The sequence below is a fragment of the Pedobacter sp. GW821-FHT01D05 genome (genome assembly GCF_059422505.1).
Genome location: NZ_JBWKXA010000003.1, coordinates 219,244 through 237,253, shown reverse-complemented (window position 1 = coordinate 237,253; position 18,010 = coordinate 219,244). Strand labels below are relative to the sequence as shown.

Sequence of the window (18,010 nt, the reverse complement as noted above, 5' to 3'; positions counted from 1 at the left end):
AATTTTAAGGTTAAAGTTCTGTAAGAATTTCGAGCATCGCTGTTGTAGCCAGCTCAACATCAGCGCCTGAGGTTCGCCAGTTTACAAAAGCAGCACGTATTCCTTTCTTCCCGTTATAAAATGTAGGGGTCATAAAAATTTTCCCGCCCGCGTTTAACTTATTCAGGAATGTTGCAACTAAACTTTCATCTCTCAACGAAAAACAAACAGTATTTAAACGTACTGGTGCCAAGAGCTCGAAATTTTCATTTTCATTAATGAAGTCGGCAAACTGTAAAGCCACTTCAACATTACTTTCCACAATTTCCTGATAACCCTGTTTTCCGTAACTTGTTAAAGTAAACCACGCAGGTAAAGCCTTTAAACGGCGGGAATTTTCTGGCAAGAAATTTAAATAACTGAAATTTTCCATCGGATTGCCTAAATAAGCCGCATTAGAATTCTGAAAAGTTTCTACCTGCAACAATTGGTGTTTTTCTTTCACCAAAAACACCGCGCTTTCGTAAGGTACATTTAACCATTTGTGACAATCAACCGTGATGCTATCAGCGTTTTCCCAGCCCTTAACCAAATGATTAAATTTTGGCGAACAAGCGGCAAAGCCTCCAAAAGCGGCATCGATATGCCACCAGAAATTATATTTTTCTTTTAAGACATTAATGGCTTCAAAATCATCAAAATCAACCGTATTTACTGTTCCGGCGCTGGAAATCAGAATGAAAGGTTCGCCATTTAAGGCTTGTATTTTCAGCTCAAGGTCTGCAACATCTAGTGCTTCGCGATTACCCTGCATTACGTTTACCTGAATAAAATTGCCACTTCCCAAGCCTAACATCGATAAGGATTTGATGGCTGATGAGTGTGGTGTAGCCGACAGTACTTTTACAGTACCTGATATACCTCCTCTGGCGAAATCTTTACCAGATTGTTTGCCAATCCATTGCCTGGCAACAGCTAAACAAGTAAAATTAGATAAGGTTGCTCCAGTTACAAAACCACCAAAGAAATCTTTAGGCAGGTTAAACAACGAAAGTAATAACTGGATAGTTTCGAGTTCGATGATAGCAGAAACATCGCCGTTACCTTTTGCGCTTTGCGTGTTCTGATCATAGATGGTCGACAGCCAATCGCCGGCAATGGCGGCAGGTGTGGTGCCACCAGTTACAAAGCCCCAGTATCTTGGACCAGATGAAGCCACCATGATCGGTTCAAAACGTTGATTAAATTGTTTTAAGGCTTCAACAGTCCCCGTACCTTCCTGGTTTAAATCACGAATGATTACTACATCGGTAGTGTTAGCGGTTGGCCGTTCATGAACATGGTTTAAATAATCTATTCCCTGTTGTTTAACTTCTGTTAGTATGGCATCAAGGTTTTGCTGGTCGGTATTTAGATTATTCATGATGATAATGTTTATGGAATAAAGAAAAATACATCATTGCGAGGCACGAAGCAATCCTACAACGATCGCTAATTAACCCAGCGCTTTAAGATTGCTTCGTGTCTTGCAATTACGATGCTTTTTAGGCTAAAAAATAGCCTTCGCAATCTTTTTGGTCTGCTCTGGGCGGCCCATGGTGTAAAAGTGTAACACCGGGGCACCAAAATCAATCAGTTCTTTACATTGTTTAATCATGGCTTCTGTACCAATTTCTTTTGCCTCGTTATTGTTTTTAGCATGCGATAGCGCGTCGGTTAACTCATCAGGTAAATCAATGTGAAATATCTTAGGCAGTACATTTAACTGCGATAGGGTACTAATCGGTTTCAAACCTGGTATAATTGGAATGTTGATATCGTTTTCTCTGCATTTTTTTACAAAGTCGAAATACTTCTGGTTATCGAAGAACATCTGCGTAACAATAAACTCTGCTCCTGCTTCAACTTTCTTCTTCAGGTATTTAAAATCGGTATTCATGTTAGGCGCTTCAAAGTGTTTTTCAGGATAGCCAGCCACGCCGATACAGAAATCACTTTTAAAGGTTTCTACATCTTCATGCAAAAATTTACCTTCGTTGTGGTTCTTGATGTGCTCGATCAAATCTGTAGCATAACAGTGTCCGCCAGGAGTTGGCACGAAATTCCCATCTGCCTTACGGGCATCGCCACGCAAAGCCAACACGTTATCGATACCCAAAAACTGTAAATCGATCAATGCATTTTCGGTTTCTTCTTTGGTAAATCCACCGCAAATGAGATGCGGAACGGCATCAACCTTATATTTATGGATAATGGCGGCACATATGGCAATGGTACCCGGACGCTTGCGATAAGATACCTTTTGTAGCAAACCATTGGCCTGTTCTTTATAAATATAATCCTCTCTGAGCGAAGTTACATCAATAAAAGGCGGATTAAACTCTAATAGTGGTTCTATTGCATCATAAATCCATTGTATGCTTTGCCCTTTAATAGGCGGCAATAATTCAAAAGAGAACAAGGTTTTACCCTTTGCGTTTTTTATATGGTCTGTAATCTTCATAACCCTAATCCCGAATAATCGGGACTTTAAATTTTAATTTGTATACAATTCCCTGCCCTGTAGGAGCTGGGGTTAATAAGCTAAATTTGGACTTAACCACCGCTCTACTTCTTCAATCGGCATATTCTTTCTGATGGCATAATCTTCAATCTGATCTTTGGTAATTTTTCCCAATCCAAAATACCTCGAATCGGGATGCGCAAAATAAAACCCACTTACCGCTGCTGTTGGGTACATGGCATAACTTTCGGTTAAGTGAAGTCCAATTTTATTCTCCGCATCAAGCAATTGGAATAAAGTTCCTTTTTCGGTGTGTTCCGGACAGGCAGGATAACCTGGCGCGGGACGGATACCTGCGTATTCTTCCTTAATCAATTCCTGATTGCTCAAGTTTTCATCCTGTGCATAACCCCAGTATTCTTTACGCACACGTTCGTGCATGCGCTCGGCAAAGGCTTCAGCTAAACGATCGGCCAGTGCTTTGGCCATGATGCTGTTGTAATCATCGTAATTGGATTCAAACTCATTCACCAGTTCATCAATCCCTATACCTGCAGTTACGGCAAAACCACCAAAATAATCCTGAATACCACTTTCTTTCGGCGCAATGAAATCAGACAAAGCATAATAAGGCTGCCCATCTACTTTTTCGGCCTGCTGGCGAAGGGTGTGAATAGTTACCAGTTGGGAGTTTTCAGTTTTCAGTTGGGAATCATCTGATGACTGGGAACCATCAACTGTCAACTGAATATCGTCTCCTACCGCATTTGCTGGCCAGAAACCAATTACGGCCCTTGCTGTTAACAGTTTTTCATCGAGGATGCGTTTTAATAAAGTTTGTGCATCATCAAAAAGTTTTTTCGCCTCGTCGCCTACATTTTTATCGCCGAAAATTTTCGGATAACTTCCGCGGAGCTCCCAGGTATGGAAAAACGGCGTCCAATCGATATATGGAACCAGCTCTTCTAAAGGATAATTATCGAAAACCCTTGTACCAGTAAATTCGGGAACAGGCAGGTTAGGTTGAAAATCGATCTTAAACTTATTTGCACGGGCTTCTTCCAGCGTTTTAAAACGCTTATCCGATCGTTTATTTAAATGCGCTTCGCGGGCTTTATCATATTCGGCCCTGATGCCTGCAATATATTCGTCTCTCGTATCCGGATTCATTAAAGTACTGCAAACGGTAACACTTCTCGAAGCATCTAACACGTGGATAGCAGGCCCTGAATAATTTGGCGCTACTTTTACAGCAGCATGGATCCTTGAAGTAGTTGCCCCACCAATAATTAAGGGAATGGTAAAACCTTCGCGTTCCATTTCTTTGGCAAAGTGAACCATTTCATCAAGCGATGGTGTAATCAATCCACTTAAACCAATAATATCGGCTTTTATTTCTTTGGCTTTTTTGATGATTTCCTGCGCAGGAACCATCACGCCCATATCAACAATTTCGAAGTTATTACAAGCCAATACCACGCCCACAATATTTTTTCCAATATCGTGCACATCGCCTTTTACGGTGGCCATTAACACTCTTCCGGCAGATGAGTTCTGGTCCTGATCGGGATTATCCAGCTTCTCCTGTTCGATAAACGGCAATAAATAGGCTACGGCTTTTTTCATTACCCTTGCCGATTTTACCACCTGGGGCAGGAACATTTTTCCGGCACCGAATAAATCACCCACAATGTTCATCCCGTCCATCAATGGACCTTCGATTACCTGAATCGGGCGGGCATATTTTTGCCTGGCTTCTTCCACATCATCATCCAGGTATTCTACAATTCCCTTTACTAAAGAATGCGATAACCGCTCTTCAACAGAACCTTTTCGCCACTCTTCATCTTTAACCACCTCTTTACCTTTCGATTTTACGGTATCGGCATATTCTACCAATCGCTCCGTAGCATCGTCTCTTCGGTTTAAAAGTACATCTTCTACCCTTTCTAACAACTCGGGTGGAATTTCCTGATAAACCTCTAACATCCCTGCGTTTACGATCCCCATGTCTAAACCAGCCTGAATGGCGTGATAAAGAAATGCGGAGTGCATGGCTTCGCGCACGGTATTATTCCCCCTAAAAGAGAAAGAAATATTAGAAACCCCTCCACTCACTTTAGCATGAGGTAGGTTTTCTTTGATCCAGCGGGTGGCATTGATAAAATCAACAGCATAATTATTATGCTCTTCTAATCCAGTTGCCACCGTTAAGATGTTCGGATCGAAAATAATATCCTCTGCCGGAAAACCTATTTCGTGTACCAGGATATCGTAACTTCTTTTACAGATTTCTTTCCTGCGTTCGTAATTATCGGCCTGTCCCTGCTCATCAAAGGCCATTACTACTACAGCAGCACCATATTGCATAATTTTGCGTGCGCTTTCGCGGAATTTCTCCTCCCCTTCTTTCAAGGAGATAGAGTTTACAATTCCTTTTCCCTGCAAACATTTTAAGCCATTTTCGATAACCGACCATTTAGATGAATCGACCATGATGGGCAATTTGGCAATATCAGGTTCAGAAGCAATGAGGTTTAAGAATTTGGTCATTGCTGCTTCAGAATCCAACATCCCCTCATCCATATTCACATCGATTACCTGCGCACCACCTTCAACCTGTTGTAAGGCAACGGCCAGTGCAGATTCGTAATCGCCGCCCAAAATCAGTTTAGAGAATTTCGGAGACCCGGTGATATTTGTTCTTTCACCAATATTTACAAAAATGCTTTCTGGGGTAATGGTTACAGGTTCCAGCCCGCTTAAACGCATATATGGTTGAAGAACCGGTATTTTTCGAGGTTCAGCTTTTCTCGCATTTTTGGCAATACAACCAATATGCTCTGGTGTGGTACCACAACAGCCGCCCACAATATTCACAAAACCAGAGGCAATAAAATCGTCAACCAAATGTGCGGTTTCATGTGGCTGCTCATCGTAAGCACCAAACTCATTTGGTAAACCGGCATTTGGATAGGCCGAAACATAACAACCTGCTTTTGCAGCAAGCTCCTCAATATGCGGACGCATTTCTTTAGCACCCAAAGCACAGTTAAAACCGATACTTAATGGTTTTGCATGCATTACAGAGTTCAAAAAAGCTTCGGCAGTCTGACCTGAAAGTGTTCTGCCAGAGGCGTCGGTAATGGTGCCGGAAATCATGATCTCCAGTTTACGGCCAATTACCTCTTCGTATTTTTTAATGGCTACAATAGCCACTTTAGCATTTAAAGTATCGAAAATGGTTTCGATTAATAACACATCAGAACCACCATCTACCAAACCGCGTACCTGTTCGTAATAAGCAGCTTCCAGTTCATCAAAATAAACTGCCCTAAAACCAGGATCGTTTACATTTGGCGACATGGAAAGGGTACGGTTGGTTGGGCCAATGGCACCGGCCACAAAACATTTACGGTCTGGATTTGCAGCCATGAACTCGTTTACGGCTTCTTTTGCTACCCGCGCACCTTCAAAACTCATTTCGTAAGAAAGGTCTTCCATCTGGTAATCGGCCATGGAAATGCGCTGTGTACTGAACGTGTTGGTTTCGATAATATCGGCACCAGCGGCCAGGTACTCCAGGTGTATTGTTTTAATAATATCCGGACGTGTGATGTTGAGCAAATCGTTATTGCCTTTTACATCACAGGGATGGTTTTTAAATCGCTCCCCTCTAAAATCTTCTTCGGTTAAGGTATATCGCTGAATCATGGTACCCATTGCACCATCAATCACCAAAATACGTTTTTCTAATTCTTCTCTTATGCTCATTCTTGTTGTAAGATTTGAGATATGAGGTATCAGATAGGAGAGTGGATAAGACGCAATGTCTAAAATCTCAAATCTATAGTCTCAAGTCTCTAAAAAGCTTATTTAAAAAGTTGGTACGTGAATCGTAATCCTAAACTTATCTGTTTCTGCTATTTGCAGAATAGAATTTAGCACCTTGTAGGTTACAGGTTGCTAAGACTTCGTTGGGTCTAATCCCTCCGTCTTTCTTAATAAGCATACAAAAATGCAACAAAGCAACATCAATTCCAAAATTTATCGCTTTGCTGCCAAATAAAATTACAAAGGCCATGCAATTCTGCACGGCCTTAAGAATATTGTTCTGTTAATGACTATTTTCTGCTTCCGAAAATACGAAGTAAGAAAAGGAAGATATTTAGGAAATCTAAGTATAAAGACAATGCAGCTACAATAGCCATTTTTTTAGATTCAATCTGAAGAACCTGTTCGCCGCTAGCTTCGATCCCTTCGCCAATTCTTTTGATTTTCTGTACATCATAAGCCGTTAATGCCGTAAATATGGCAATACCAATAAATGCCATAAACAAACTGAACTGCTCGCTTTGAATAAACATATTAATTACACTGGCAATCACTAAGCCAATTACTCCAACCATTAAAATCGGCCCGAATTTACTTAGATCGATATTGGTTGTATAACCCATAAATGCCATTATTCCAAATATCCCGGCTGCTCCTGCAAAACAGCTCACTACTGAACCTGAAGTATAAGTTAACAAGATAAAACTTAAACTAACTCCAGTTAGTACTGAATAAAGTACAAAAACGCCAATTAACGCCGGTAATGACAATCTACTTAAACCGAATCCCATTAATAAAACCAGTCCAAGCGGTGCAAACATGGCTACATAACCAAAAATTGACATGCTCACTTTACCAGTTGTTGGATTAATATTTAAAAGGTATTGCATTAACTGCTCATTGGTACCAAATAAATAGGCGGCTACTGTTGATAAACTCAATGCAACGAACATCCATAAGAAAACGTTTGCAAAGAATTTTTTAGAAACAGATTTTTCCTGTACAAAAACACTGTTGTCCTGATATTGATAATTTTGTTGTTCCATTTTAAATTTTGCGTATTTAACTATATAAAAATAAATATTTAGTTTAATCTTTTTGTCAGCAGTTCTTCAACTTTTTTAAAGAACTGTAGCGGTTTTAGGGTGCGCCATGGCAGATTGTCAAATGCACCACCAAAGTTAATGTAATAATCGATGTTATTATCGCGAAACTCGGTGATTACATGTTCCTGAAAATTTACCCCAACAATCCAGCCATCTTCTACTTCCTGAAACCACTCTTCGTAGTAACTATCATCTGAAGCATGAAAATTCAGTACATTTTCACCGATCAGGATAAATTTATTAATGCCTTCATCCATCATCAGCTCTAAAATATCACGTTTCAGCAGCATAATGTCGTTGTTAATGGCATCGTTCCACTCGCCTATAAATTCTATAACGGCATAACTGCGATCATAATCGGCATATAACACCTTCATGTATAGGGTATTTGAACCAAATTCGTCCCATTGCGGGTGCAGTAAAAAGTTATAAATCTGCTTATCGAAGTAAAGTTCTGAATATTCGGTATTGTAAAATGGCGAACGCTCATCTTCTGCAGAAATATAATCATCTCTCCACTGGTAATAAGGCTCAATTTCGTGCATACTTTTCTCTAATTATTGAATGAGTGAGTTTTGAATGAGTGAATGTTAAGGTCATTTCTACTTTACATCATTCTATCCTTCAATCATTCTTTCATTCTATTCTTCTCTCAATTCTTAGTGCCTTGCTTCAACTGCCTTACGCACACTTCCATAACGGGTTAACAACTCGGCAGCTTCATCATAACCAATATTCAGTTCATCGGCAACCATTTGCGTACCGCGGTCTACGAGTTTATGATTGGTTAACTGCATATCGACCATTTTATTGCCAACTACACGCCCCAACTGAACCATAACGGTAGTGCTTAACATGTTTAACACCATTTTTTGCGCCGTACCAGATTTCATACGCGTAGAACCGGTTACAAACTCAGGGCCAACCACCACCTCAACCGGAAAATCCGATTCTGCAGCAATTGGTCCGCCGGTATTGCAAACGATGCAACCCGTTAAAATACCATGCTTACGTGCCGTGTTTAATCCGCCGATTACATATGGCGTAGTACCTGACGCTGCCAGGCCAACCAAACAATCTTTCTCGTTAATTTCAAATTCCTGAAGATCTTTCCAGGCCTGTTCGGCGTCATCTTCAGCAAATTCTACCGCTCTTCTAATCGCTGTATCTCCACCGGCAATAATTCCAACAACCCAATCAAAAGGAACACCGTATGTAGGCGGACATTCTGATGCGTCTACCACACCTAAACGACCGCTTGTACCCGCACCTATATAAAAAAGACGACCACCTTTTTTCATTCGATCGGCCACTGCCGATGTTAATTTTTCGATCTGAGGCAAAGATTTTTCAACTGCAAATGCTACAGTTTTATCTTCGTTATTAATGCCCTGCAAAACTTCTAACACCGACATCTGATCGATGTGGTCATAGTTAGATTCTTGCTCGGTAACTCTATTCATAAATTTAATTTTGATAAAATTCGGTAAATTCTTTCTAAAAACTACCCTAAAAACCCAAAAATATCTGTCATAAATTTCAACCTATTACTCCATTGCGTTAATTAATGTTAAATATTATAAACAAAAGACATGAAAATGCAGTTAAAAAATATATCAACTCGCTAATTTTCATAAATTTGCAGTAACGCTGATGAAAAAAAATACCCGAAATAACATACTGATCGCTGTAAGCTATTCTGTAATTTTAATAGTGGGTATGTTTTTGGGCATAAAATTTATTAAAGACCAAGGCTTTGGCGTTAAAAAAAGCCCTCAGCTGGCCAGCAATAGCGACGAAAAATTAAACGAAATCTTACACATCATCAACGGTAATTATGTTGATGACATCAATACCGATTCGCTTCAAAACTTACCTATAGATAGCGTCTTACACCAACTCGATCCACATAGTGTTTACCTGCCGCCAACCGATGTACAGGATATGACCGATAATCTGGAAGGGAACTTTGAGGGGGTGGGCATAGAATATTATATGCTTAACGATACCATGATGGTTACAGGCGTGGTTAAAGATGGTCCTGCCTACCAGGCGGGGATAAAATTGGGCGATAAAATCCTGAGTATTGATACAGCAGTTGTAAGTGGAAGAAACTTACCAAAAGAACAACTTACCGGTCGTTTTAAAGGCAGATCAGGGACAGGTGTTAGCGTAGTACTTTTACATCCTGGCGCGGCACAAAGTAACCGCATTATGGTTACGCGCGGAAAAGTAAACATCAGTAGTATTGATGCTGCTTATATGATCAATAACGAAACAGGTTATGTACGGATCAGTAAGTTTGGCGCCAATACCGATAACGACTTCTCTGTTGCAGCCAATAACCTGAAAGCAAGGGGCATGAAAAAACTGATTCTTGATCTGCGCGACAATGGAGGTGGTTATTTTACTGCCGCTACAGGTTTGGCCGATCAGTTTTTAGCCGAGAACAAACTTATTGTATACACACAGGGCAAACATGAGCCACGTACCGATTATTTTTCTACGGGCACTGGCGCTTTTCAAAATGGCAAACTGGCTATCCTGATTAATGAAAATACTGCTTCGGCCAGCGAAATTGTAGCTGGAGCCATCCAGGATCTGGGACGCGGAATCATTGTTGGCCGCCGTTCTTTTGGTAAAGGCTTGGTACAAGAGCAATTTGCTTTTGGCGACGGCTCTGCATTGAACTTAACTATCGCCAGATATTACACACCATCCGGTCGTAGTATCCAAAAGTCGTATAAAAAAGGTTACGACGCCTACAAACACGAATTGGACGAACGCATGATGGACGGAGAGCTTACCGGAGACCGGACCTCTTTTCAAGATTCTATTGAGAAAACCGAAGGCGTAAATATCCAACCAACAAAAAAAAATAAACCTTTGGGCGGTATACAGCCCGATGTATTTGTTAAATTAGACACTAACGGCTACAATAAATTTTACACCAATTTAGTGAGCAAAAAAGTACTTTCTGATTACGTATTTAATGTACTTACCAATAAATACAGTGCCAGTTTTGTAGAACAGAATATTAATATCTTTACCATAAATGATAACGATTTTAAGGATTTCATCGGATTTCTTCAGCGCAAAAATGTTCAGATCGATCGTTTTCAATTGTACAACTCGAAGAATGTGATCCTTAATGACCTGAAAGCTTTACTTTGCCGTTATTATCTTGGCGACGTAGGTTATTATAAGGCCGCAAACCAAACCGACAACGCGGTAAGACAAGCATTACTCAACCTTCAATAGCCATATTTTATACTTCACGGGAGATAAACCCACAGGTTGAAAAGAATTTTAATTTCACAAAAACAATAAAATTCAATATAATATTCTTAATTTAAACACAATAAAAATTCTATATTTTGTTTTGTCTAATTTTGTCCGCAAATCATATTTTTATGGAAGCGAGCAAATTACAGGAAAAAGATCAACAGGTATTAATTGATCTGTTAGAGAACGTTAAGAAACAGACCGATTTATTCTTAGGTTATCCCGTTTCGAAAGACTTCGATTACCAGGCACTTTCTGATTTTTTAAAATATCCGATGAACAACCTGGGTGATCCTTTTGTTGATTCAACCTATGGCGTAGGCTCGCGTGAACTCGAAAAAGAAGTCGTTCAGTTTTTTGCTGAACTTTTCCGTGCACCTGCAGATAACTGGTGGGGTTATGTAACAAATGGTGGCTCAGAAGGCAATCTGTATGGTTTATACCTTGCCCGAGAGTTACATCCAAAAGGAATGGTTTATTACTCCGAAGCTACACATTATAGTGTGCAAAAGAACCTGCACTTACTTAATATGTCGAATATCGTTATCCGCACCCAGGAAAATGGAGAAATCGATTACGAAGATCTTGAACACACCATTAGGATGAACCGCCATATGCCGGTTATTATTATGGCCAATATTGGCACCACTATGACCGAAGCACGTGATGATGTTGCCAAAATTAAAAGCATCTTAAAAAAACTGGCTATCCAACATTATTATGTGCACGCTGATGCGGCGCTTTCTGGCACTTACAGTGCATTAATCGAACCAAGACCAGCATTCGATTTTGAAGATGGTGCAGACAGCATTGCCATTAGCGGTCATAAGTTTTTTGGTGCACCCATGCCTTGCGGTGTGGTGATTGCCAAAAAATCGAACCGTGATCGGATTGCACGTTCGGTGGCTTATATTGGAAGTGTTGATACCACCATTACCGGCTCTAGAAATGGCCATAGCCCCTTATTTTTATGGTACACCATTAAACGTTTGGGTATAGCAGGTTTAAAAAGCAGAGCCTTGCACAGTTTAGCAACTGCAGCTTATACCGAACAGAAACTTAAAGCGCTGGGTATTGCTGCATGGCGAAATGCGAATGCCATAACCGTAAATTTCCCTGCCCCATCTGCAACAATCTGTAAAAAATGGCAGTTGGCAGCGGAGCAGGGAAATACACATATCATCTGCATGCCCAATGTAACGCAAGCGCACATCGATCTTTTGATTGCCGACCTAAAAGCAGAAATGGTATTGCAGGATTAACGCGATACAAACATTTTAATGACCCCGATGTTTAATAACGATGCTAAATTAGTATTACAACGTTAAATACACAGAGTGATAAGTAACTGTACTATGGCTATCAATTTCCTGCCAATTACACAGATTAACGCGGTCTAAAATTCCAAATCAGCGCTTTTCTGCGAAATTTGTGTAATTAATGGCCCTTTTTATATTAACATTATACGCTATGAAAATAATAATTGTAGGTGCAACAGGCACACTGGGCAAAAAAGTAGCTGAAGCCTTTGCGCAAAAACATGAGATCATCCGTGTAGGAAATACCAAAGGTGATGTTCAGGTAGATATTACCAATGAAGCATCGATTAAAGCCATGTTTGAGCAGATTGGTGCATTCGATGCCCTGATCAGCACCAGTGGAAAAGGTCCTTTTGCGCCTGTAAGCCAAATGACGGGTGAAATATTTAAGCGTGGCTTATTGGACAAACTATTGGGCCAGGTTAATCTGGTGCTTATCGGTCAGCATTACATTAATAAAGGTGGGTCATTTACGCTAACTTCGGGCATATTGGCTGATCATCCTGTAGCTGCTGGTGCCGCACTAAGCGCAATAAACGGAGGATTAAATTCTTTTGTTCTCGCTGCTGCTCCAGAACTCGAAAATGGGGTTCGTATAAACGCTATTAGCCCTAACGTGGTTGAAGATTCACCTGCTTATTTCGATTCTTTTCCTGGTGAAATTCCGGTTAGTATGGAGAAAGTGGTTAAAGCTTACGAGAAAAGTGTGCTGGGCATTATAACAGGCCAGGTAATAAAGGTTTATTAATTGCGCTCCGCATTTTTAAGACGTTTTTTAACAAAAGCTTGTTCTAAAATTTTGGTTATTCAAAAGCCAAAGCTTTATATTAGTCTACCTAACAAACTCAAGCATGATAGAAACAGAACGCCTCATTTTAAGACCATTAACACACGATCAGCTTTTAAAATACATTGAAGATGATCATTCTTTAGAACAAGAGTTTGGCCTTTTACCAACCAAAAAAAATATTTCTCCATCGCTTCAAGATGCTTTGCAAGAAACAATTTTACCTAACGTTCTCGACAAGGATAAAGATTACCTGTACCATACCTTATGGACAATCATATCTAAACCCGACCATAGAATGGTAGGTGATATCTGTTTCGTTGGTGAGCCTGATCCAAATGGTGAAATTGAAATCGGTTATGGCACTTACGAAGAATTTAGAGGTAAGGGCTTTATGACAGAAGCGGTTGGCCGCTTAATAGAATGGGCTAAGCAACAGCCAAAGGTGAAATCGGTTTTTGCCGCTACCACTAAAGATAATGTAGCCTCGTATTCCATTTTAGAAAAAAATAACTTTATCCATATTGGAGAAGTTGATGATATGTTGAGCTGGAAAATTGAATTGAAATAATTTAAATCAATTGTGTTCGTTTGCATTGAAGGCAATCCATTTATTTTTAGAATCGATTATTAAACTTTACCTTATGCGTTATCTGCTTCCCTTTTTACTTTGTTTATGTGCCTTTGCCTCTTTCGCGCAAAATCCAAAAATAAAAATCAAACATTTAACTGGCGATCTTTATGTTTACACCACATACAATACCTATAAAGGTACTTTAACAGATGCAAATGCCATTTACCTGGTAACCAATAAAGGTGTTGTTGTAATCGATGCTCCCTGGGATGTTACACAGTTCCAGCCGTTTTTAGATTCTATTCAGGCTAAACATCACCAAAAAGTAGTGCTCGCCATTGCCACACATTCGCATGGCGATCGCGCTGGCGGTTTAGCATTTTTTAAAAGTAAGGGCATAAAAACCTATACCAATAAATTAACCGACGAAATTCTGAAAGCGAACAAAGCGCCACGCGCAGCCTACACTTTTACCAACGACACTACGTTTATCCTAGGGCAATATAAAATAAACACTTACTATGCCGGCAAGGGGCATACAAAGGATAATCTAGTGGTTTGGTTTCCAAAAGACAAAGTTTTATTCGGCGGCTGCCTGATTAAAAGCACCAAAGCAGATGATTTGGGTTATATCGGAGAGTCCGATTTAGCCGCATGGCCAAAAAGCATCGAAAAGTTAAAGCAGAAATACCCCGACACCAAATTTGTGATTACCGGGCATGATGCCTGGGGAAACAGGGAATCTTTAGATCATACGCAGAAGCTGTTGAGGGAGAAAAAGTAGAACTTACCGACGTCCTTATACAACTTAAGGATGCTGAAACAAATCCGATAGCTATCGGATCAGCAAAACGATCGCTTTATAAAAAAATCCAGTTATTATAACACAATCTCAAACAGACTTAAACTAATTCCTTCATAGTGTTTTGGTAGTCCATCAGTTTTTTCCATGGTTACTACACCAACATAATCAAAACCGCAACCTGTATAATATTCGAGCAGTTTTTCATTGTCTGCCCAGGTATCCATTCTGATAAATTTAATGCTGTTTTTTGCCGCGTAATCTTTGGCCCATTTGATAATCTCTTTCACAAAAGAATAGCCTCTGAATTCGGGATGAGTTACAATCCGATGGATATAAATCGCATCATGATCACGTTCTCCCCAAATCAAGCTATCGTTAAACGTAACGGCAAATACACAGGCTACAACGCCGTCTACAAGAATTTTATATTGACGGTTTTCATCGATTTCGGTCTGCACCATTTCTCTGCTAAAGCCTTGCCAGTGTTTGTTAAACACTTTTTTTTGATGGGCTATAGCCATATCATAAAATTCGAAAATGATATCGATATCAGTTGCCCGGCTATTTAGAACTTGTAATTGCATGAGGCAAAGGTAAGGGTATTTTTTTACCACAGATAAGGAGGATCGTCATTTCGACTGGAGCAAAACAAAAACAGGGCTATTTCTGAAAGAAACAGCCCTGTTTTAAATACGTTGGTTTTTCGGCATATTGGCCTTACGCCTTCTACCTTTAACCTTCCACCTCAAACTTATTTCTGTCTGAAATAAATCTGGATCGGTGCACCGGAAAAATCGAAATTTTCTCTCAATTTATTCTCGATGAAACGTTTATATGGATCTTTAATGTACTGTGGCAAGTTGCAGAAAAAAGCAAACATTGGCGAAGTAGCATTAATTTGCGTGATGTATTTAATCTTAATGTGTTTTCCTTTTAATGCCGGTGGTGGGAATTTCTCGATCAGCGGCAACATCACATCATTTAATTTAGATGTAGGGATTTTCTTGCTCCGGTTTTTATAAACTTCTAAAGCTGCTTCAATGGCTTTAAAAATACGCTGCTTGTTTAATACGGATGTGAAAATGATCGGCACATCGGTAAACGGGCGGATACGCTCGTGGATCTGCTCTTCGAAAGCCTTCATCGTTTGTGTATTTTTTTCGATCAAATCCCATTTGTTAACCAGAATTACGATACCTTTTTTGTTCTTCTCGGCCAGGTGGAAGATATTGATATCCTGACTTTCAATTCCTTCTACAGCATCGATCATCAATACCACAACATCAGCCTCTTCTAAAGCTTTAATGGTACGCATTACCGAATAAAACTCTAAGTTTTCTTTAACCTTTGTTTTTTTACGTAATCCGGCAGTATCGATCAGCATAAACTCATGGCCGAACTGGTTATAATGAATTTTGATCGAATCGCGGGTTGTACCTGCATTTGCAGTAACAATATTACGTTCCTTCCCAATTAATGCATTAACCAGAGACGATTTACCCACATTCGGACGACCCGCAATGGTAATCTTCGGCAATTGATTTTCTTCTTCCGGAATGTCTTCGAAATTTTTAACAATCTCATCCAACAACTCTCCTGTTCCAGAACCCGTCATTGACGACAATGGATATACTTCGCCCAATCCGAAACCGTAAAAAGTATGGATTTCGTTATATAAAGCAGTATTATCTACTTTATTTGCACAAACAAAAACGGGTTTATTACTTCTGCGCAATACCTGAGCAATATCATCATCTAAATCGGTAATGCCTGTGGTTACATCCACCATAAAGATTAAAACACTAGCCTCTTCGATGGCGATCATTACCTGCTCGCGGATAGCAGCTTCGTAAACATCTTCTGAGTTGGCTACATAACCACCAGTATCGATTACCGTAAATTGTCTGTCTGTCCACTCCCCCACTCCATAGTGTCTATCGCGGGTTACGCCGCTCATATCATCTACAATGGCCTTACGGCTTTCAGTTAATCTATTAAAAAGGGTGCTCTTGCCTACGTTTGGCCTGCCTACGATGGCTATAATATTACTCATGGTGTTCTTTTGATAGTTAATGGCTTATAGTTAATGGTCGTGATGTTTGGGCAAGCTGCCCAAACTATTTGGCTATCAGCCATTGACTATCAACTACTAACCGATTTATTTCGGGCTGCAAAGGTACGGTTATTTTTTCGTAACCTCTATTAATATTAATTTTTATACTTTTCTAAAAGTCCTTTTATTACTTCTTCGGTTAACTGATTTCCCTGCAATAAGGGGAAGCCCTCCCACCTTACAATTCCTTTCGGATCGATAAGAATAGCATGCGGAATACCTTTAACCTGAAGCGAGTCTTTTACTGTCCCTTTCGTGTCGATGGCTTCAAAATAGTTGATTTTAGGATTATTAAAAGCTTCTACCTTTTCAGCTGCTTCATCAGAAACACCAATAATTACAATTTTATCGGCATATTTCTTTTGAAGATCGTTTAATGTAGGGATATATGCCCTGCATGGTCCGCACCAGGTTGCCCAAAAATCGATCAGTACAAATTTCCCTTTGGTATCGGGCTGTTTTGAAATCCATTTTTCAACAACCAGGTCTGGTGCTTTTTCGTTAAGGATAGATTTCGCCCACAATTTTTTACCATTGTTTGATTCCTGAGCAAAAACTGCTGTACCGATCAGCAGCAGGAGAAACGTTAAATTTTTCTTCATATCCTAAAAATCGAAATTAATTATCGTAACCGAAGCTTTTTAAGTAATTCTTTTTACTTCTCCAGTCGGGAATTACCTTCACAAACATCTCTAAGAAAACCTTATTGTCTAAAAATTTCTCGATCTCTAAACGTGCTTCGGTACCTACCTTTTTCAACATGCTTCCGCCCGTACCGATTAAAATATTCTTTTGCGAATCGCGTTCGACCACAATTTCTGCCGTAATCCTGATCATGGCACCTTTACCATTTTTCATTTCTTCTTCTTTAAAACTCTTCACAATGACCTCGGTACTGTAAGGAATTTCTTTCTGATAATTAAGGAAGATTTTTTCACGGATAATCTCCGAAACGAAGAAACGTTCTGAGCGATCGGTTAAATCTTCTTTGTCGTAATATGGCGGGTGTTCTGGCAACATTTCGAGCACGCGATCCAATAATCCGTCGACATTATGTTTATGTAAAGCCGAAATTGCATAAATAGCAACCGGATTTAGCTTCTCCTGCCAGTAGGCAATCTTCTCATCAACCTGTTCTTGTAATGCTTTATCTATTTTATTGATGAGTACAATTGTTGGGATATTACGGTTCAGAATTTTCTCCATTACGTCTTCCTCGTCATGCTCTTCGTTGATGTCGGTTACGAATAAAAGTACGTCTGCATCGGTCAAAGATCCGTTAACAAAGCTCATCATACTCTCTTGTAAACTGTATTTTGGCTTAATTATACCCGGCGTATCAGAGAAAACGATCTGATATTCTTCTTCATTTACGATACCTAAAATGCGGTGTCTTGTGGTTTGTGCCTTAGGAGTTATAATGCTAAGTCGCTCGCCTACAAGCACATTCATGAGGGTAGATTTACCTACATTTGGTTTACCTATTATACTAACAAAACCTGCTTTATGCGCCATTAAAATATTTTTTAAAAAAAATTTGCAGCACAAAGAAACGAATTATATCTTTGCATTCCAATTCGGAAACAGAGTTAAGGATTTAATTCAAAGAAAAAACGAGTTGTATAGCGTGCGGGGTGGAGCAGTTGGTAGCTCGTCGGGCTCATAACCCGAAGGTCGCACGTTCGAGTCGTGTCCCCGCTACCAA

Annotated in this window: 15 protein-coding genes, 1 tRNA gene and 1 riboswitch; of the genes, 6 read left to right on the top strand and 10 right to left on the bottom strand. The window is 39.8% G+C overall.

Translation table 11 applies throughout. The features are described from left to right. Nucleotides 1-10: 10 nt before the first annotated feature. From AC07VK_RS13160 to murQ, 6 genes are all read right to left on the bottom strand, one after another. Nucleotides 11-1,402, bottom strand: coding sequence for a pyridoxal phosphate-dependent decarboxylase family protein (locus tag AC07VK_RS13160; RefSeq protein ID WP_492960994.1), 1,392 nt, complete (start codon nt 1,400-1,402; stop codon nt 11-13). A 126-nt stretch (nt 1,403-1,528) separates the two neighbouring features. Next, nucleotides 1,529-2,482 carry a methylenetetrahydrofolate reductase [NAD(P)H] gene (metF, locus tag AC07VK_RS13155; RefSeq protein ID WP_057931443.1) on the bottom strand — a complete coding sequence of 318 codons (954 nt, stop codon included), beginning with the start codon at nt 2,480-2,482 and terminating at the stop codon, nt 1,529-1,531. Between the two features lie 72 nt (nt 2,483-2,554). Then, entirely contained in the window at nt 2,555-6,256 is a 3,702-nt protein-coding gene (metH, locus tag AC07VK_RS13150) for a methionine synthase (RefSeq protein WP_492960992.1), read from the bottom strand. A gap of 133 nt (nt 6,257-6,389) precedes the next feature. Beyond that, nucleotides 6,390-6,493, bottom strand: a riboswitch (SAM riboswitch). A gap of 113 nt (nt 6,494-6,606) precedes the next feature. Beyond that, nucleotides 6,607-7,362, bottom strand: coding sequence for a Bax inhibitor-1/YccA family protein (locus AC07VK_RS13145; protein WP_190327277.1), 756 nt, complete (start codon nt 7,360-7,362; stop codon nt 6,607-6,609). Nucleotides 7,363-7,400: 38 nt separating this feature from the next. Further along, the gene (locus AC07VK_RS13140) at nt 7,401-7,967 is read right to left on the bottom strand and encodes a hypothetical protein (RefSeq protein ID WP_131028099.1); all 567 of its coding nucleotides are present in this window, start codon (nt 7,965-7,967) and stop codon (nt 7,401-7,403) included. A gap of 114 nt (nt 7,968-8,081) precedes the next feature. Next, nucleotides 8,082-8,885 carry an N-acetylmuramic acid 6-phosphate etherase gene (gene murQ, locus AC07VK_RS13135; RefSeq protein WP_492952556.1) on the bottom strand — a complete coding sequence of 268 codons (804 nt, stop codon included), beginning with the start codon at nt 8,883-8,885 and terminating at the stop codon, nt 8,082-8,084. A 190-nt stretch (nt 8,886-9,075) separates the two neighbouring features. On the opposite strand from murQ, the gene AC07VK_RS13130 reads away from it, so the two are divergent. From AC07VK_RS13130 to blaB1PEDO, 5 genes are all read left to right on the top strand, one after another. Further along, on the top strand, nt 9,076-10,683 hold the full coding sequence (locus AC07VK_RS13130) for a S41 family peptidase (protein ID WP_492960989.1): 1,608 nt from the start codon (nt 9,076-9,078) through the stop codon (nt 10,681-10,683). A gap of 152 nt (nt 10,684-10,835) precedes the next feature. Further along, nucleotides 10,836-11,969 carry a histidine decarboxylase gene (locus AC07VK_RS13125; RefSeq protein ID WP_492960987.1) on the top strand — a complete coding sequence of 378 codons (1,134 nt, stop codon included), beginning with the start codon at nt 10,836-10,838 and terminating at the stop codon, nt 11,967-11,969. 208 nt (nt 11,970-12,177) lie between these two features. Next, nucleotides 12,178-12,774, top strand: coding sequence for a short chain dehydrogenase (locus AC07VK_RS13120; protein WP_492960985.1), 597 nt, complete (start codon nt 12,178-12,180; stop codon nt 12,772-12,774). A gap of 103 nt (nt 12,775-12,877) precedes the next feature. Continuing rightward, nucleotides 12,878-13,384, top strand: a complete 507-nt coding sequence (locus tag AC07VK_RS13115; protein ID WP_492960983.1) for a GNAT family N-acetyltransferase — start codon at nt 12,878-12,880, stop codon at nt 13,382-13,384. A 73-nt stretch (nt 13,385-13,457) separates the two neighbouring features. After that, nucleotides 13,458-14,171, top strand: coding sequence for a PEDO-3 family subclass B1 metallo-beta-lactamase (blaB1PEDO, locus tag AC07VK_RS13110; RefSeq protein ID WP_492960981.1), 714 nt, complete (start codon nt 13,458-13,460; stop codon nt 14,169-14,171). A gap of 95 nt (nt 14,172-14,266) precedes the next feature. On the opposite strand, the gene AC07VK_RS13105 is transcribed toward blaB1PEDO, so the two are convergent. The 4 genes from AC07VK_RS13105 to era form a co-directional block, all read right to left on the bottom strand. After that, complete coding sequence (locus AC07VK_RS13105; protein WP_492960979.1) at nt 14,267-14,776, bottom strand: GNAT family N-acetyltransferase; 510 nt, start codon at nt 14,774-14,776, stop codon at nt 14,267-14,269. Nucleotides 14,777-14,943: 167 nt separating this feature from the next. Then, the gene (der, locus tag AC07VK_RS13100; RefSeq protein WP_492952549.1) at nt 14,944-16,245 is read right to left on the bottom strand and encodes a ribosome biogenesis GTPase Der; all 1,302 of its coding nucleotides are present in this window, start codon (nt 16,243-16,245) and stop codon (nt 14,944-14,946) included. Nucleotides 16,246-16,400: 155 nt separating this feature from the next. Next, complete coding sequence (locus AC07VK_RS13095) at nt 16,401-16,907, bottom strand: TlpA family protein disulfide reductase (protein WP_492960977.1); 507 nt, start codon at nt 16,905-16,907, stop codon at nt 16,401-16,403. Nucleotides 16,908-16,923: 16 nt separating this feature from the next. Next, nucleotides 16,924-17,820 carry a GTPase Era gene (era, locus tag AC07VK_RS13090; RefSeq protein ID WP_492952547.1) on the bottom strand — a complete coding sequence of 299 codons (897 nt, stop codon included), beginning with the start codon at nt 17,818-17,820 and terminating at the stop codon, nt 16,924-16,926. A gap of 113 nt (nt 17,821-17,933) precedes the next feature. On the opposite strand from era, the gene AC07VK_RS13085 reads away from it, so the two are divergent. Then, nucleotides 17,934-18,009, top strand: a tRNA-Met gene (locus AC07VK_RS13085). Nucleotide 18,010: the final 1 nt, after the last annotated feature.

Bases quoted from the DNA above. Each gene is read 5' to 3' on its own strand.
- AC07VK_RS13160 (WP_492960994.1), bottom strand. From the start codon at position 1,402: ATGAATAATCTAAATACCGACCAGCAAAACCTTGATGCCATACTAACA.
- metF (WP_057931443.1), bottom strand. From the start codon at position 2,482: ATGAAGATTACAGACCATATAAAAAACGCAAAGGGTAAAACCTTGTTC.
- metH (WP_492960992.1), bottom strand. From the start codon at position 6,256: ATGAGCATAAGAGAAGAATTAGAAAAACGTATTTTGGTGATTGATGGT.
- AC07VK_RS13145 (WP_190327277.1), bottom strand. From the start codon at position 7,362: ATGGAACAACAAAATTATCAATATCAGGACAACAGTGTTTTTGTACAG.
- AC07VK_RS13140 (WP_131028099.1), bottom strand. From the start codon at position 7,967: ATGCACGAAATTGAGCCTTATTACCAGTGGAGAGATGATTATATTTCT.
- murQ (WP_492952556.1), bottom strand. From the start codon at position 8,885: ATGAATAGAGTTACCGAGCAAGAATCTAACTATGACCACATCGATCAG.
- AC07VK_RS13130 (WP_492960989.1), top strand. From the start codon at position 9,076: ATGAAAAAAAATACCCGAAATAACATACTGATCGCTGTAAGCTATTCT.
- AC07VK_RS13125 (WP_492960987.1), top strand. From the start codon at position 10,836: ATGGAAGCGAGCAAATTACAGGAAAAAGATCAACAGGTATTAATTGAT.
- AC07VK_RS13120 (WP_492960985.1), top strand. From the start codon at position 12,178: ATGAAAATAATAATTGTAGGTGCAACAGGCACACTGGGCAAAAAAGTA.
- AC07VK_RS13115 (WP_492960983.1), top strand. From the start codon at position 12,878: ATGATAGAAACAGAACGCCTCATTTTAAGACCATTAACACACGATCAG.
- blaB1PEDO (WP_492960981.1), top strand. From the start codon at position 13,458: ATGCGTTATCTGCTTCCCTTTTTACTTTGTTTATGTGCCTTTGCCTCT.
- AC07VK_RS13105 (WP_492960979.1), bottom strand. From the start codon at position 14,776: ATGCAATTACAAGTTCTAAATAGCCGGGCAACTGATATCGATATCATT.
- der (WP_492952549.1), bottom strand. From the start codon at position 16,245: ATGAGTAATATTATAGCCATCGTAGGCAGGCCAAACGTAGGCAAGAGC.
- AC07VK_RS13095 (WP_492960977.1), bottom strand. From the start codon at position 16,907: ATGAAGAAAAATTTAACGTTTCTCCTGCTGCTGATCGGTACAGCAGTT.
- era (WP_492952547.1), bottom strand. From the start codon at position 17,820: ATGGCGCATAAAGCAGGTTTTGTTAGTATAATAGGTAAACCAAATGTA.